This is a genomic window from Actinomycetes bacterium (assembly GCA_036510875.1).
Lineage (GTDB): Bacteria > Actinomycetota > Actinomycetes > Prado026 > Prado026 > DATCDE01.
The window spans coordinates 1-14,362 of sequence record DATCDE010000135.1; the positions used below are offsets into that span (position 1 = coordinate 1).

At 71.4% G+C, this 14,362-nt stretch carries 16 protein-coding genes and 1 pseudogene; 9 read left to right on the plus strand and 8 right to left on the minus strand.

From position 1 onward, the window contains the following. Positions 1–128: winged helix-turn-helix domain-containing protein (locus tag VIM19_07990; GenBank protein HEY5184827.1), on the plus strand; the 128-nt coding region annotated here is incomplete at its 5' end. A gap of 94 nt (positions 129–222) precedes the next feature. Further along, on the plus strand, positions 223–609 hold the full coding sequence (locus tag VIM19_07995; protein ID HEY5184828.1) for a hypothetical protein: 387 nt from the start codon (positions 223–225) through the stop codon (positions 607–609). Positions 610–962: 353 nt separating this feature from the next. On the opposite strand, the pseudogene VIM19_08000 reads toward VIM19_07995, so the two are convergent. From VIM19_08000 to VIM19_08015, 4 genes and pseudogenes are all read right to left on the minus strand, one after another. After that, positions 963–1,319 (minus strand): annotated as a pseudogene (locus VIM19_08000) (hypothetical protein). A gap of 143 nt (positions 1,320–1,462) precedes the next feature. After that, positions 1,463–2,269, minus strand: a complete 807-nt coding sequence (locus VIM19_08005) for an alpha/beta hydrolase (protein ID HEY5184829.1) — start codon at positions 2,267–2,269, stop codon at positions 1,463–1,465. A gap of 324 nt (positions 2,270–2,593) precedes the next feature. Continuing rightward, entirely contained in the window at positions 2,594–3,787 is a 1,194-nt protein-coding gene (locus VIM19_08010) for an endonuclease/exonuclease/phosphatase family protein (protein HEY5184830.1), read from the minus strand. Positions 3,788–4,320: 533 nt separating this feature from the next. Next, the gene (locus VIM19_08015; protein HEY5184831.1) at positions 4,321–4,716 is read right to left on the minus strand and encodes a GNAT family N-acetyltransferase; all 396 of its coding nucleotides are present in this window, start codon (positions 4,714–4,716) and stop codon (positions 4,321–4,323) included. A 348-nt stretch (positions 4,717–5,064) separates the two neighbouring features. On the opposite strand from VIM19_08015, the gene dapB reads away from it, so the two are divergent. Further along, positions 5,065–5,871, plus strand: a complete 807-nt coding sequence (gene dapB / locus VIM19_08020; GenBank protein ID HEY5184832.1) for a 4-hydroxy-tetrahydrodipicolinate reductase — start codon at positions 5,065–5,067, stop codon at positions 5,869–5,871. A gap of 56 nt (positions 5,872–5,927) precedes the next feature. Here the strand turns inward: dapB and VIM19_08025 are convergent, their stop codons facing one another. Continuing rightward, positions 5,928–6,329 carry a redoxin family protein gene (locus tag VIM19_08025; protein ID HEY5184833.1) on the minus strand — a complete coding sequence of 134 codons (402 nt, stop codon included), beginning with the start codon at positions 6,327–6,329 and terminating at the stop codon, positions 5,928–5,930. Between the two features lie 308 nt (positions 6,330–6,637). Here VIM19_08025 and VIM19_08030 point away from each other — a divergent pair, with 308 nt between their 5' ends. Continuing rightward, positions 6,638–7,543, plus strand: coding sequence for an SPFH domain-containing protein (locus VIM19_08030; protein HEY5184834.1), 906 nt, complete (start codon positions 6,638–6,640; stop codon positions 7,541–7,543). Further along, the gene (locus VIM19_08035) at positions 7,489–7,740 is read left to right on the plus strand and encodes a hypothetical protein (GenBank protein HEY5184835.1); all 252 of its coding nucleotides are present in this window, start codon (positions 7,489–7,491) and stop codon (positions 7,738–7,740) included. Before VIM19_08030 ends, VIM19_08035 begins: the two co-directional genes overlap by 55 nt. Positions 7,741–7,760: 20 nt before the next feature. Here the strand turns inward: VIM19_08035 and VIM19_08040 are convergent, their stop codons facing one another. Continuing rightward, positions 7,761–8,120, minus strand: coding sequence for a hypothetical protein (locus VIM19_08040; GenBank protein HEY5184836.1), 360 nt, complete (start codon positions 8,118–8,120; stop codon positions 7,761–7,763). Positions 8,121–8,374: 254 nt separating this feature from the next. Between VIM19_08040 and VIM19_08045 the strand changes: the two genes are divergently transcribed. Together VIM19_08045 and VIM19_08050 are read left to right on the plus strand one after the other, a co-directional pair. After that, on the plus strand, positions 8,375–8,935 hold the full coding sequence (locus VIM19_08045; GenBank protein HEY5184837.1) for a YkgJ family cysteine cluster protein: 561 nt from the start codon (positions 8,375–8,377) through the stop codon (positions 8,933–8,935). Between the two features lie 296 nt (positions 8,936–9,231). Next, a complete protein-coding gene (locus VIM19_08050; protein ID HEY5184838.1) occupies positions 9,232–10,026 on the plus strand; it encodes a hypothetical protein in 795 nt (264 codons plus the stop codon). Positions 10,027–10,032: 6 nt separating this feature from the next. Here the strand turns inward: VIM19_08050 and VIM19_08055 are convergent, their stop codons facing one another. Next, positions 10,033–10,788, minus strand: coding sequence for an SDR family NAD(P)-dependent oxidoreductase (locus tag VIM19_08055; protein ID HEY5184839.1), 756 nt, complete (start codon positions 10,786–10,788; stop codon positions 10,033–10,035). A 12-nt stretch (positions 10,789–10,800) separates the two neighbouring features. Further along, the gene (locus VIM19_08060; protein ID HEY5184840.1) at positions 10,801–11,808 is read right to left on the minus strand and encodes an alcohol dehydrogenase catalytic domain-containing protein; all 1,008 of its coding nucleotides are present in this window, start codon (positions 11,806–11,808) and stop codon (positions 10,801–10,803) included. Positions 11,809–11,909: 101 nt separating this feature from the next. Here VIM19_08060 and VIM19_08065 point away from each other — a divergent pair, with 101 nt between their 5' ends. Continuing rightward, the gene (locus tag VIM19_08065) at positions 11,910–13,619 is read left to right on the plus strand and encodes an IlvD/Edd family dehydratase (protein HEY5184841.1); all 1,710 of its coding nucleotides are present in this window, start codon (positions 11,910–11,912) and stop codon (positions 13,617–13,619) included. Positions 13,620–13,730: 111 nt separating this feature from the next. Further along, on the plus strand, positions 13,731–14,362 hold a 632-nt coding region (locus VIM19_08070; GenBank protein HEY5184842.1), incomplete at its 3' end, for a CoA transferase.

Sequence of the window (14,362 nt, forward strand, 5' to 3'; positions counted from 1 at the left end):
AGACGCACTACCTGCGCGTGTACCTGGCCCAGCTGCGGCGCAAGCTCGAGCCCGAGCCAGGCCGACCGCGCTACCTGCGGACCGAGCCAGGGCTGGGCTACCGGCTCGAGGTCGGCCCGCAGCCCTGAGCCCGCGTCAAGACCGCGTAAAGACGAGCGGCCCGGGCGTCAACGCTGCGGGCGGAGACGGGTGGCCGCGGACCGGTTGACGTGTACTGGTGACGTGAACCCGCCCCTCCACCCTCAGGTCGTCCGCATCGCCAGCGACCCGGGTCCCCCCGTCGGGCTGGTGCTGTTCGTCGCCTTCGCCGCCCTGCTCGTGGCGACCGGCATCGTCGGTGACTTCTCGAAGCTGGTGGCGACCGGCCTGGTCCTGCTCATCGTGGCCTGGGCGGCGTACCGCACCGCGGCCTTGGGGGCCGCGGCCGTGACGGTCATGGGCTCCCTGTTCCTCGACGGGTTCGTCTGGCACACCGGCGGCCAACTCGGCACGGTGACGCTGCCCGACGTCCGGTTCCTGCTGCTGCTCGCTGCCGTGGCCGTCGCGGCGCAGGCGGTCAGACGCTCAGCGCGGCGTGTGCAGCGCTGGGCGGGTCAGTCCTACGCCTGAGTCGGCTGACGCTCAACTACCACTTCGTAGGGACACTGCGCACGTGCACCATCAACGCACGGGGACGCGGTGCGCCCTCGGTACCCGATCCACTGCCACGGTCCCACGCCGCCGATCCGTCCCCGCGCGCACCGAATGGCCGGATGTTGTGCCCCGGTTTCGAGCGATCGACGAGGACCCCCGAGGCGCATGACTGGAGAGCCGCACCGTGCAGGCCCGCCCTCTTGGTGGAGAAGAACCAGCCGCCTGAGGTCTCAACGGCGACGAGGGGCTGTGTGCCAATTCGTGTGCCAATGCCGCGTCATCCAGGCCCATTCACTGACATCCATCAAGAGGGGCAAGAGCAAGAAACCCTATATATGGCAACGAAAATTGGCGAGCCGCGAATCCGCGTCCGAGGCGTCGGCCTCGACTCGTAATGCGTAGGTCCGGGGTTCGATTCCCCGAGGCGGCTCCCCGCCTTCAGGCCAGCGACCTGGGGAGTGGTTCGCGTTGATCGCCAGCACCGGCGCAGTCCGCAACGAGTCCGCAAGCCCGCGAGCCACGACCTCGTCGTCGTCGTCGAAGAGGTCCGCGTACACGTCCAGGGACATCGCAGCGGCGTGCCCGAGCATCCGCTGGACCGCCTTGACGTTCGCCCCGGCACTCACGGCCAAGCCCGCCGCGGCCTGCGGTAGCGCGTGCGGGGTCAGCCCCGGCACGCCCGCCGCAGCGGCATGCTGCGACGAGTGGCGAACGTCCGGGTGTTCTCCCTTCGGGACGCGCCGGGGCCGATGATCACCGGCAAGTACCGGATCATCCTGCAGATCGGGAAGAAGGAGCACCGCTCCACCTTCCGGATGCGTGCCGCACCTCAGGCGGGATGCTGGTCCAAGAAGGCCAGCGTCCGGCGGTTGAACTCCTCGACGTTCTCGTAGATCGGCGCGTGCGCGCAGCCCTCGAAGACGACGACCTCCGAACCGGTGATCCCGGAACTGAGCGGCTCTGCGAACCGGGTCGAGGTGACCAGGTCGTGGCGACCGAAGGTGAGTAGGGTCGGCGCGCTGATCGACCCGAGCGCCGGGCGCGCGTCGTGGGTGAGGACGGCGGCGGACTGCCGCATGAACGCATCGACCGGCGGCATCGGACGCCCGCGCACGAAGGCAGCAAGGGAGTCCACGTACTCCGGGCGGGTCGCGTACAGCTCGGGGGTGAAGCACCAGGGGAAGATCCCCTTGACCACCATCTCGGTCACGCTCCCCAGGCCCTCGGCCACGATCCGCCAGCCGTCGACCACCGCGGTCAGGAACGGATCGGTCGCGTGCCAGGCGCTGTGCAGCGACAGCGACACCACCCGCTCTGGGTGTTTCGCTGCCAGCCACATTCCGGTTGCGGCGCCGAGCGAGAGTCCGAAGATGTGTGCGCGGTCGATCCTGACGACCTCCATGAAGGCGGCCATGTCGTCGGCCAGCAGCTCGGTGGTGTAGTCGCCCTCAGGCTTCCCGGACAGCCCTGCGCCGCGCAGGTCGACCGTGTAGCAGGTGTAGTGCTGCGCGTAATCCCCCACCTGGAAGGCGTAGCAGGCCTGGTCGGCAGCCAGGTAGGGGATCAGGACCAGCGGGGCGCCCTCGCCCTGGACTTCGTAGTAGACGTCGATGCCGTTCGCCTGGACGGTGGGCATGGTGTCCTCCTGTCAGCTTGGGCGACGGTGCGCGGATCCGCGGGCACCATGCCGCCTCACCGAGGATGCTGCGCTCATCAGCGTCCGTGCGCCAGAGGCGTGAGCCAACGGGAGCCGGCTCGTTGAGGCAGTGAGCACCTGATGCCGCCCGATGAGGAGGTTGCCCGGGCCGTCCTGGGGCCGTATGACAACGGACAGCGGTGACAACTGCTGACAGCCACTGAGAGGCGTTCTCGCACGTCGCTGGCCTCTGCAGGGTTATCCGCGCAGGTCAGGGCGTTGTGCGTCGTGATGTCCGGGATGACGACGTGCAGAACTCCTCGCTCAGTGCGCGGCGTCGAGTCGGACCTTGGCGACTGTCGAGGCGTGGTCGGATGGCCACAACCCGTTGGGTTGGGTGCGCTCGGCAGCGGTGTCGCCGACGACGAAGCTCTGCAGGGCGCTGAAGCCGCTACTAAGGAACACATCGTCGATTCGGTGGGTGAGCGTGCTGGTGGCACCGGCGAGGCTGTCCTGCCCGCTGGTCCAACTGGCTGGATCGCAGGGGGCCTTCGGGTGCACTAGCGGCCACGACTCGTCTAGCCCGGCGGTCTGCATTGTGCCGTAGGCGACTGTGTTGGCGTCTTCCGGCTGCGGGGGCTGCCGCCAGGTGGCGCACATCGTCGGCCGGGCGTTGAGGTCACCGACCGTGATGGTCGGATAGGGCGAGCTGGTGACTGTGGCGGCGAGCTCAACTGCCTGGGGGTTGCGGATGTCGTCCTTCAACGCTGTGGTGCCGTAGGCCTCCAGGTGGGTGTCGAAGAACCGGAACGTGCGGCCGCGCTGGGTGATGTCAATGCTTGCCCAGCCCCGACCGACCGAGACGGGCACCCCGAGCAAGCTCACCTTGAACTTGGCCTGGTAGTTGGCGTCCTGCGGGTTGCCGACGGCCGCGTGCCGGGTCAGGCCGTCGCTCACCAGTACGACGTTGCGATCGATGTAGCGGGCTGCGGTCGTCTCCGAGATCGGAATGGCGATCGGCACGGCAACCGCGCTGTCGAAAGTTACGTCGCTGGAGAGCGCCTGGTAGCCGACCCCGAGGGCAGCCAGATCATTCAGCAGGAGGCCGAGGAAGTCATACGTCGTCTGGTAGGGGCCGACAGCCATCGGGTACCCACCGAAGGTCAGGTACGGCGCAAGTTGCCAGGTCGCCACCTCCTGCAGCCCCACCACATCGGGCCGCTGCTTGGCGATGATCCGCGCCACCGCCTGCATCCGCTCGGCCGGCTTGCTGGCCTCTACGTCGGCGTACACCTGCGCCGCCGCCTTGTGCAGCGACGGGATGTCGGTCGCAAGGAACAACGGGGTCAGGTCCGCGCCCAAGTCCAAGTTGTAGGTCTGCACGTCCAACGTGACGGCCGACGGTGTGCTCGGAGCCGCCGACGCACTGGTGGTTATCGTGGCGAACGTCAACGCGGCCGCCGTGGCGACGACGACCGCGGACGAACGACGCAAACGAGTCATATGCAGGTCGCTCATGGGAGCATCTCCTTCGGGACTCCGACCCGGGCAGGCAACGTGCTCGGCAGCAGACTGCTCGCCCCCGGCCCGAGCGGGTAGGGACCAACGGCACTCGACAGCGACGCACCCGGTTGACGTTCGACCACCGAGACGGCACTTCGCTCTGCGTCAGCCCCTGGTAGTGCTGCAGTCCACCACCTCGGTGGTAGTGCACGAGCGCCTGCCGGGGATCGCCAGCATGAGCAGGCCGCTGCCAAGCGAGCAAGGACCCCTCGAACTCTCTGTCAGCCTGGGTGCCGACGACAGGCTTCGCATGGTCCAAGACCAGGCAGCTTGCGACTCCACCTGCGGCTCGGCCATCGCGGCCAAGGCCTCGGTCACCAGCTCCGACCACCGCCAGTGCACCCCCAACCCCGCCAGGCTGGGGGCCCCCGTGCTTCCGGGCCCATGCCGGGGAGTACCGGCTGCTGGGCGGTCGACCCTGATCCCCGCTCGTGCCCGCACCGCGGATCACGTTGTCCGTCCTCGTCAGGTGCGCCGGTCGGTCGGGCTCATTCGGTAGAGCACGTGCCGTCGCCAGCTGTCTTCCGGTTGGGCCCGGGGTGGTCGAACTCGCCGTCAGGCTGCCTGCCGATGCGCTCCATGACGGCGCGCGACCGGGCATTCGCTACCACCGTGAGGGACACGATCTCCGGCAGGCCGACGAGGTGGAACCCGTGCGCCATCGAGGCTCGCGCCGCCTCGGTGGCGATGCCGAGGCCCCACCACTGCGTCTGCAGCCGCCAGCCCACCTCCACGACCGGCTTGTGGTGCTCGCACGGCACCTGGAACGACGGTTGTCGCAGGCCCGGTGAACCCGGCGAACGGTGTGGAGCCGCGCTCGCCGTCGAGCACCTCGACCACCCACAGGGTGTAGCCCAAGCGCCGATGCTGTTCCTGGAGTCGATCCACGAACGCGTCTGAGGTGGCTCGGTTCATCAACCCCGGGAAGTAGCGCATGACCTGCGGGTCACGGTTCATCGCCGCGCACCGGGCTCGGTCGCTTTCGCGCCACTCCCGCAACAGCAGACGGGACGTGCGTAGGACGGCAGGTGGCTCGGGGTGATCGGTGGTCACCGGAGGCCCCCTGAGCCACGCGCGACCAGCAGCGCAGGTCGGCGACCGGACACCGGGTTCCTGATGGCCCGCCGACCGCGCCGACCGGCGGCGTCCTCTGCCAGTCGGCAGACAGCGGCTAGCTCAGGTTCAGCCACGGTTCGACCGTACGGCCGGACCAGGGCCGGTACCGTCACGGCATGACGTTGACGGTGTGCGTGGCCGGCGCGACCGGCTGGACCGGCCGCCCGGTGGCCGGCGCCATCCTGGAGGCAGCCGACCTGGAGCTGCGCTCCGGGGTGAGCCGGTCCGCAGCGGGACAGGATCTCGGCCAGGCGTGGGGGGACGAACCCATCGGGGTCCCGGTGTTCGGTCGCGTGGCCGACGCGCTGGACGGCGTGCAGGTGCTGGTGGACTACACGTCCCACCAGGCTGTGCGAGCCAACGCGCTGGCCGCCATCGAGCGAGGGGTCGCGGTGGTGATCGGGTCGTCCGGGCTCGGCGCGGACGACTTCACCGACATCGATGAGGCTGCTCGGAGCGCTGGGGTTGGTGTCGTCGCAGCGGGCAACTTCTCGCTCACCGCCGCCATGGCGCAGGCTGCGGCCGTGCTGGTCGCACGCCATCTGCCGAACCGGGAGATCATCGACTACGCCTCCGCTGGGAAGCCGGACGCGCCCAGCGGGACCGCGCGTGAGCTGGCCGAGCGGCTGGCCACGGTCAACGCGACCATGCTGCAGGTCCCCGTCGACCAGACCGGCGGGTATGTGGAGGCTCGGGGAGCCGCCGTGGCCGGCACGCAGATCCACTCCGTGCGGCTACCCAGCTTCGTGGTCTCCACCGAGGTCGTCTTCGCCCTGCCGGACGAGCGGCTGTCGATCCGCCACGACGCAGGGCCAACGCCGGCCCCCTACGTGGCCGGCACACTGCTCGCGATCCGAGCCGCCGTCGCACTCACCGGGCTGGTCCGCGGCCTGGACTCGATGCTGCTGGGCACCGACCAGTAAACGCTGCCAGCGCGGCCGTGGGTTGTCGCACAAGGGGGTCAGCACGAGCGACTCGATTACAGCTTCGCGAGCACGGCCTCGCAGGCGCTCACCGTGACGGCACCGGTCTCCTCCATGTCGAGGCTCGTGATGACGCCGTCCTCGAGCACCGCGGCGTAGCGCCTCGAGTGCTTGCCGAGACCTGAGCCGGCGAAGTCCATGACCAGGCCCATGGCCTCCGAGAAGTCGCCGTTGTCGTCGGCCAGCATGAGCACCTTGCCCTCGGCCAGACCGTCGGCGTTGGCGATGTAGCCCGGCAGGTGGGTCCTGGAGCAACCCGGTGTGAAGGCGCCCGGGACGGCGAACAGCACCACCGTGCCGGACCCGAGCAGCTGGGCGGTCCGCACGGTCTCGGGCCTCCCTTCGGCGTTCATCACGCGGACGTCGACGTCGGGCAGGCGGTCGGCGACTTTGGCCACGGAGGAGTCCTCAGGTCGTTAGGAACCGAAGAAGTATTTGAGTCCTTCAACTCTGGCGCTCAACTCTGGCGCTCCGGAGGATGTTCCTCGGCGACGGGGTGATCCACCGGGACGAGCCAGGAGCCGCACCAACGTCCCCCGCGGGGTTCGCGACCCCTCCCGTCGCCCGGGTCTGTGCGCGTGGGAGGACTTGTGGATCGGGAGGGTGGGGCCAGGACCGCCGACGTCACCGCGCCCCTGACGCTCTGGCGGAGCTTCCAGAAAAGTGATATTTATTTGATATCACTTTCGCGAGCCTGGAGCACGACATGAGCACAGTCGGATCACCCATCCACCTCGAACCCGTCGGGCACCAGGGCGCCCGAGTCGACATCACGCAGCGCCCCGCCATCGCGGTCAACGGCTGGCTGGGGGTGCTGGTGCTCGCCGGCTGTGTCGCCGGTGGCGTGCTCGCCGCCCTGAACGCCACGGGATGGTTGTGGTTGCCGGTGGTCGTCTTCGTCCTGGTGATCACCTCGATGGTGATCGTGACGCCCGGCCGGACCTCGGTGATTCAGTTCTTCGGCCGCTACGTCGGCACCGTCGTCCACCCCGGGCTGTGGTGGGTGCTGCCGTTCACGGTGCGGCGCGGGGTCAGCGTCCGGGTCCGCAACTTCGAGACCAACCGGCTCAAGGTCAACGACGCGGACGGCAACCCCGTGGAGGTCGCCGCGATCGTTGTCTGGCAGGTCGCCGACACGGCCAAGTCGACGTACGCCGTCGACGACTACACGGACTTCGTCACCGTGCAGGCCGAGTCGGCGCTGCGCCACGTCGCCACCAGCCATCCCTACGACGACACCACCGACACCGGGACGTCGCTGCGCGGCTCCACCGACGTCGTCGCCGCCCAGCTGGCGCGCGAGGTCGCCGAGCGGGTCTCGCTCGCCGGGGTCGAGATCGTGGAGGTGCGCATCTCCCACCTCGCCTACGCCCCCGAGATTGCCCAGGCCATGCTGCGCCGCCAGCAGGCCAACGCGGTGGTCGCGGCGCGCAGCCGGATCGTGGAGGGCGCGGTCGGGATGGTCGAGATGGCCCTCAACCGGCTGACCGAGAACGGCGTGGTCGATCTCGATGAGGAACGCAAGGCGGCCATGGTGAGCAACCTGATGGTGGTGCTGTGCGGAGATCAGCCGCCGTCGCCGATCGTGAACGCCGGTTCGCTGTACACGTGAGCCAACGCCGGCAGGTCCTGCTCCGGCTCGACCCATCGGTCCACGACGCGCTCGTGCGCTGGGCCGACGACGAGCTGCGCAGCGTCAACGCCCAGGTCGAGCTGCTGCTGCGGCGGGCGCTCACCGATGCCGGGCGCATGCCCAAGCACGCGGCACCGATCCCCAGGCGCGGCCGGCCACGGGCCGGGGCCGAGTAGGCGGGGTGCCCCGGCTGCGGTCACGAGGGCAGCGGCGTCCCGGCGAGCATGAAACCGAGGGTGAGGTTCGTCGTCGCGCTGGAGCCTGACGTCCGCAGGTGGCCCGAGCCCTGGTAGATGTGCGCCCGCCCGTTCTGAACACCCGCCGCGGTGCCTTCGAACAGCTCGCGGGTGTCGAAGGCGTCCTGGGTGCCTCCGGTGACGAGGGTGGGCGCGGTGACGCGCGGCAGGTCGGCCTCTACGTCGAACGCGTCCTCGGCGTCCAGGGTGACCAGCAAGTCGGTCGGGTCGTCGGGGCCCATCGAGCCGACCACCAGCCGGGAGAACGGTCGCACCGGACCCCCGAGCTGTTCGGCGGGCGGATCTCTGTCGTCAGTCACGGCAAGGCGAAGGGTGACCTCTACGCTTCGACCATCGCACCGACCGATTCCGACAACCCCGACCGGGACGGGGTTCGGTCGTCAGGATCAACCTCAAGGACTGAGGCAACAGCTGGCAGGCGGCTGCCAGTCCGAGGCAGGGAGGACCCACGGTCGACCGCGTCAACGTCACCAGGTCTCCCCTTCCAGCCGGCGACTTCTCGACCTGGTTGGGGGAGATCCAGGGTGCGTTGGGCGGTGACCGTGGGTCCGAGGTGCCCTGCGACGGGTGCACCGCCTGCTGCACCTCCTCGCAGTTCGTCCATGTCGCACCGGACGAGACCGACACGCTGGCCCACGTCCCGGCCGCGCTGCTGTTCCCGGCGCCCGGGCTGCCCGAGGGCCACGCCCTGCTCGGCTACGACAAGCATGGGCACTGCCCGATGCTGGTCGACAACCGATGCACGATCTACGAGCACCGGCCCCGCGCCTGCCGCACGTACGACTGCCGGGTCTTTCCCGCAGCGGGGATCGAGGTGGACGACGGGGACAAGGCACTCATCGCCCAGCAGGCCCGGCGCTGGCGGTTCAGCTACGAGGACGAGACCGGCCGGGTCCGGCACGCGGCGGTGCGCGCAGCCGCGGCCTACCTGGCCGAGCACCCCGAGGTGGTTCCCGGCGGCGTTTCGAGCGCGACGCAGCGTGCGGTCCTCGCTGTGGAGGTGCACGCGGCCTTCTTGAGCCCCGGCAAGGACGAGACCGAGCGGGTCTGTGTGACCGAGCCGGAACCTGACGCAGTACGGGACGTGCTCGCGGGGCGGGCCATCAACCCGTAGCAGTCTGGGAGCCGGGTCGTTGGGGCTAGGGTCCGCTACCCCACCGGGTACCTCGGAACTCAGAGGAGCGCCTGACCGGGCCGGGATCTGCAGCACCACTCGGGCGAACTCCACGGCCCCGGGGCTGGGCTGCTCCGTCAGGTCCCGGTACGGCTGAGCCGACTCCCTCAGGTTGAGGACCGGGATGGTCAGGGGCGTACCGCGGCCGCGGCCTGCTCGAGCAGCGTCGTCGGTCACCAGGGCAGTCTGCCGGACGGCCTGAGACGCCAGCGGTTGCCGTGGCAGACTCCGGTGCCGTGGCGGGATCGTCCGAGTGTCCGCATCCCGAACGTCGGCTGCGCCTGGTCGAGGACGCCGGGCCGGAAGTCGACCTCGACGACGACGTTGAGACGCTGCTGCGCCCGCTGCTCCTCGAGGCGGAGCAGCAGATGCGCAAGGTGCGCCGCTCCCTGGACGCCGAGATGTGGGCGTCGGAGCTGTTCGGCATGGTGTCGCTGGCCATGCCGGACGCCGACCCGACGGATCGCGAGGACGCCTGCTTGCAGGTGGCCGCCCTGCTCGTCGGCCACGCCGGGCGGGTGGCAGACAGCACCGGGTTGGCCATGGCGCGGGTGCTCAGCCGCATGGGACCCGAGCCTTCCCGGGCCGCGGCGGCGCAGGTCGCGCACCGGTTGGCCGCCAGCGGCGTCAAGGACCGAGCCTGGGCCGCCGCCCTCGGCTCCCCCCGGCTCGGGCGCTGCTGGCGTTACGGCGACGTCGACGGCCGCCAGGAGGTGGTCACCGCGTCCTTTCGCTACGGGCGGCTGGAGCATGCCCTGAGCGTGCTCATCGACCACGACCTCGGCGGCGGGGTGAAGGACTGCTGGCTGGCCAACGAGGCCGACGCGGTTCTCGCCCAGACTCTGGCCAGGGTCGAACCCGACCCGATGACCGAGTTCACGATGGTCGACTGGGCGCAGGCCCGGCTGCGCATCGAGCGGGCCATGCGTCGCCCGGAGTGTCCCGTCGATCCCGACCAGGTCGCGGACGTCGCCATGACCCGCGCGGTGCTCCTGGCCCGGCTGTCGATCCCGGACGCAGACGGCGGCTGACCGGGCTCAGCTCGGCAGCCGCAGCGCGGCCATCCCGCCGTCCACGCCGAGCACCGTGCCGGTCGTCGACCCCGACAGCGGGCTGGCTAGGTAGGCGATCGCGTGGGCGACCTCCTCCGCCGTGACCAACCGCCCGATCGGCTGGCGGGCGCGCAGGGCTGCGGCGGCCGCCGTCGGGTCCGCCGCGTCCGCCAGCAGCCGCGCCACCCAGGGGGTGTCCGCGGTCCCGGGGGCGACCGCGTTGACCCGGATGCCCTCCCGCACGTGGTCGGCCGCCATCGCCAGGGTCAGCGCGAGGACCGCTCCCTTGGTCGCCGCGTACAGCACCCGGCCGGGCACCCCCAGAACGGCGAGCACGGACGACGTGTTGACGACCGCGGCGTGCCCGGACTCCCGCAGGTACGGAACGGCCGCCGCCGAGCAGTGCGCGATGCCCAGGACGTTCACGTCGAAGACGTGCCGCCACTCGTCGTCCCCGTTCGCCGTCACGTCGCCTTGAGCGCCGATGCCGGCGTTGTTGACCAGTACGTCGAGGCCGCCCAGCTCGGCGACCACCCGCTCGATCGACCGCTGGACGGCGTCCCGGTCGCTGACGTCGCAGTCCAGCGCCAGCGCCCACATGCCCACCCCGGCCGCGTCGCCGATCCCGCGGTCGAGCACGACCACCCTGGCCCCGCGCTGGGTCAGCAGCGTCGTGGTCGCCGCCCCGATCCCGCTGGCACCCCCGGTGACCACGGCCACCAGCCCCGCGAAGTCGTCCATCGACCTGCCTCCCTACGGAACGATGTGGATCTTGGGACCGGGTCCGGCGTCCACCGGGCGCCATCCGGCCAAGACGTCCCCGACGGCGTCCAGCGTGACGGTGGCGGCCACCAGCGGGTGCGGCCGCACCCGGCCGCTGGCGTAGAGGTCGATGGCCCCGTCCAGCCCGGGGGACGCGCTGAGGATGCCGACGGCGGTCACATCCTTGAGCACCATCGTGCGGGTGTCGACCAGGCTGGGCTGGCCGGACAGCCCGATGTACACGACCCGGCCACCCGGCTCGACCCGCTCGAGGGCCGCCGCCGGGACGTCGGTCGAGTTGGTCGCGTCGATGACCGCGTCGAAGGCCAGTATCGGCAGGCTCTCCGGCGTCCAGGCTCCATGGGCGCCCAGCTCGGTGGCCAGCGCCAGCCGGGCGTCCTCATGTCCCACCACGTGCACCTCGGCCCCGTACGCCAGGGCGAACTGCACGCTGAGCAGCCCGATGGTGCCGGGGCCGTACACGAGGACCCGCTTGCCCTCGTCCGGCTGGGCCGCCTGGGCGGCCCGCAGCGCGTTGCCGCCAGGCTCAACCATCGCGCCGGCCACCGCGTCGACCGAGTCGGGCAGCGCGTGCAGCGCCGAGGCGGGAACCAGCAGCTGCTCGGCCAGGGCCCCCGGCCAGCCACCCCGGATCCCGATCTCGAAGCGGTCCTCGCACAGGTGCTGCCGCCCACCGAGGCAGCGGGAGCACCGACCGCAGCCGAGCATCGTGTCGCCGGTGACCCGCCGGCCCAGCCAGGAGGTCTCGACGCCCTCACCCACCGTCGAGACCTGGCCGCACCACTCGTGCCCCAGCCGGATCGGGTACGCGGCGTGGCCCTGGTGCAGGTAGGCCATCTCGCCGGTGAAGAACTCGACATCAGTGCCGCAGACACCGACCCGCTCCACGTCGACGACCACCTGGCCGGGTCCGGCCACCGGCGGATCGACGTCCGCGACGGCTGCCTGCCGGGGACCGGTGACGACGAACGCGCGCACGGGCAGTCAGAGCCGGGGGGTGCGCGGTCGGCCAACGGACCGGCTAGCCTCGGCCATGATCGGGACAGTAGACCACCGCCCCGGTCGTCGGAAGGGCGGCGATGCAGCGCAGCCAGGCGTGGTACGCGGGGACCGACCGCAACGCCTACATCCACCGGGCGTGGATGCGACGCGGCCTGCCGGCGGACGCCTTCGACGGCCGTCCGCACATCGCCATCGCCAACACCGCCTCCGACCTCACCCCGTGCAACGCGCACCTCGACGAGGTCTCGGCGGCGGTGCAGCGGGGCGTCTGGGAGGCCGGCGGCGTTCCGCTCAATCTGCCGGTGATGTCCCTCGGCGAGACGCAGGTCCGCCCCACCGCCATGCTCTGGCGCAACCTGGCCGCCATGTCGATCGAGGAGATGCTGCGGGCCAACCCGATCGACGGCGTGGTGCTGCTCGGCGGTTGCGACAAGACGATCCCCGCCCTGCTCATGGCGGCCGCGTCGGTCGACCTGCCCGCCGTCGTCGTCCCCGGTGGGCCGATGCTCAGCGGGACCTTCCGCGGCCAGCCGCTCGGCTGCGGCACCGGGGTGTGGCAGCTGAGCGAGGAGGTGCGGGCCGGAACCCTGTCGGAGCAGGAGTTCCTGTCGTCAGAGTCGGCGATGATCCGCAGCAAGGGCCACTGCAACACCATGGGTACCGCCTCCACCATGGCGTGCGTCGCCGAGGCGCTGGGCCTGACGCTGCCGGGCATTGCCGGCACTCCCGCCCCGGACGCCGCGCTGCTCGAGCGGTCCCACGCGACCGGGCGGCTGGTCGTTGACCTGGTGGCCGCCGACCGCCGCCCCAGCACGGTCCTGACCCGTGGCTCGTTCCGCAACGCCATCGTCGCCCTCGCCGCGATCGGCGGCTCCACCAACGCGGTCGTGCACCTGCTGGCCATCGCCGGCCGGCTGGGGGTGGACCTCACGCTGGCCGACTTCGACCGGATCGGTTCGGGCGTCCCGCTGCTGGCTGACCTGCTGCCGGCCGGCCGACACCTGATGGACGACTTCCACCGGGCCGGCGGGCTGCTCGCCGTCCTGCGCGAGGTCGCGGACCTGCTCGATCCGCTGGCCATGACGGTCACCGGCCGGCCGCTGGTCGACCATCTCGACAGTGCCCGGATCTGGGACGAGGGGGTGATCCGGCCGCGATCGGCAGCACTGCTGCTGGACGCCGGGATCGCGGTGCTCACCGGCAACCTGGCCCCGAGCGGTGCCGTCATCAAGCCGGCCGCGGCCGCTTCGGCCCTGCTGCAGCACCGGGGCCGGGCCGTCGTGTTCGACAGCATCGAGGACCTGCACGCCCGGCTCGACGACCCCGACCTGGACGTCGACGAGACCTCGGTCCTGGTGCTGCGCGGCTGCGGCCCGCGCGGCTACCCGGGGATGCCCGAGGTGGGCAACCTGCCCCTGCCTGCCAAGCTGCTGGCCAGGGGGGTCCGCGACATGGTGCGGGTCAGCGACGGCCGGATGAGCGGTACCGCCTACGGGACCGTCGTCTTGCACGTGGCCCCGGAGTCGGCGGCCGGCGGACCGCTGGCCCTGGTCCGCACCGGTGACCCGATCGTGCTGGACGTCCCGGCCCGGCGCCTCGATGTCGACGTCCCGGCGGACGAGCTGGCCCGCCGCGCCCCCGTGCCGGCCGCGGTCGCCGCCCAGGCCGCCCCGCTGCGCGGGTGGGAGCGGCTGTACGTCGACCACGTGCTGCAGGCCGACACCGGGGCCGACATGGACTTCCTCCTCGGCTCCGGTGGGCACCGGGTCAGCCGCGAGTCACACTGACCGGGTGAGGTCGGGGATGTCCCTGGGACTCGCGGGGGCCTTGCTCGTGTTCGTCCTCGTGGGCGGCACGGTCGCGGTCCGCGCCGCGCGCCGGGTCGACCCGGGCCCGCTTTGACGGGCGACGTCGTTCGCCGGCTGTGGTGCGCGGCCGGGGGAGCAGACGGCGATCTCGGGAGGCTGACGGTCCAGCCCTGCCCGGGCCTGCTGCCCACGGCGTTCCGGGTCGGTGATCTGGCGACCGCGGTGGTCGCCACCACGCTGCTGGCGGCCGACGGCTTCCGGGTCGACCGGGGCGGGTCCGCCGAGCCGGTCGACGTCGACGAGCGCGACGCGGTCGCGTCGTTCGCGAGCGAGAGACTGCTCCGGGTCGACGAGCGGCCGCCCGGCTCGCCGTGGGCTGACCTGTCCGGCGACTACCAGGCGGCCGACGGCTGGGTCCGGCTGCACTGCAACTTCCCGGGGCACCGGGACGCCGTACTCACAGCGCTCGGCGGACCCGGCGCCGGTCGCGACGGCGTGGTGGCAGCCGTGGCAGGTCGCCGTGCCGAAGAGGTCGAGTCGGCCGTGATCGGAGCCGGCGGCGCCGCGGCGGCGATGCGCACCCGGGCGCGGTGGCTGGCGACCGGGCCTGGCCGGGCCGCGGCCGGGGGGTCGCCGGTCGTGGTGTCGACCATCGACGGCCCGTCCCGCGCAGCTCGGCCGCCGAGTCCCCCTGCCGGCGACCCTGCGCGGCCGCTGGCCGG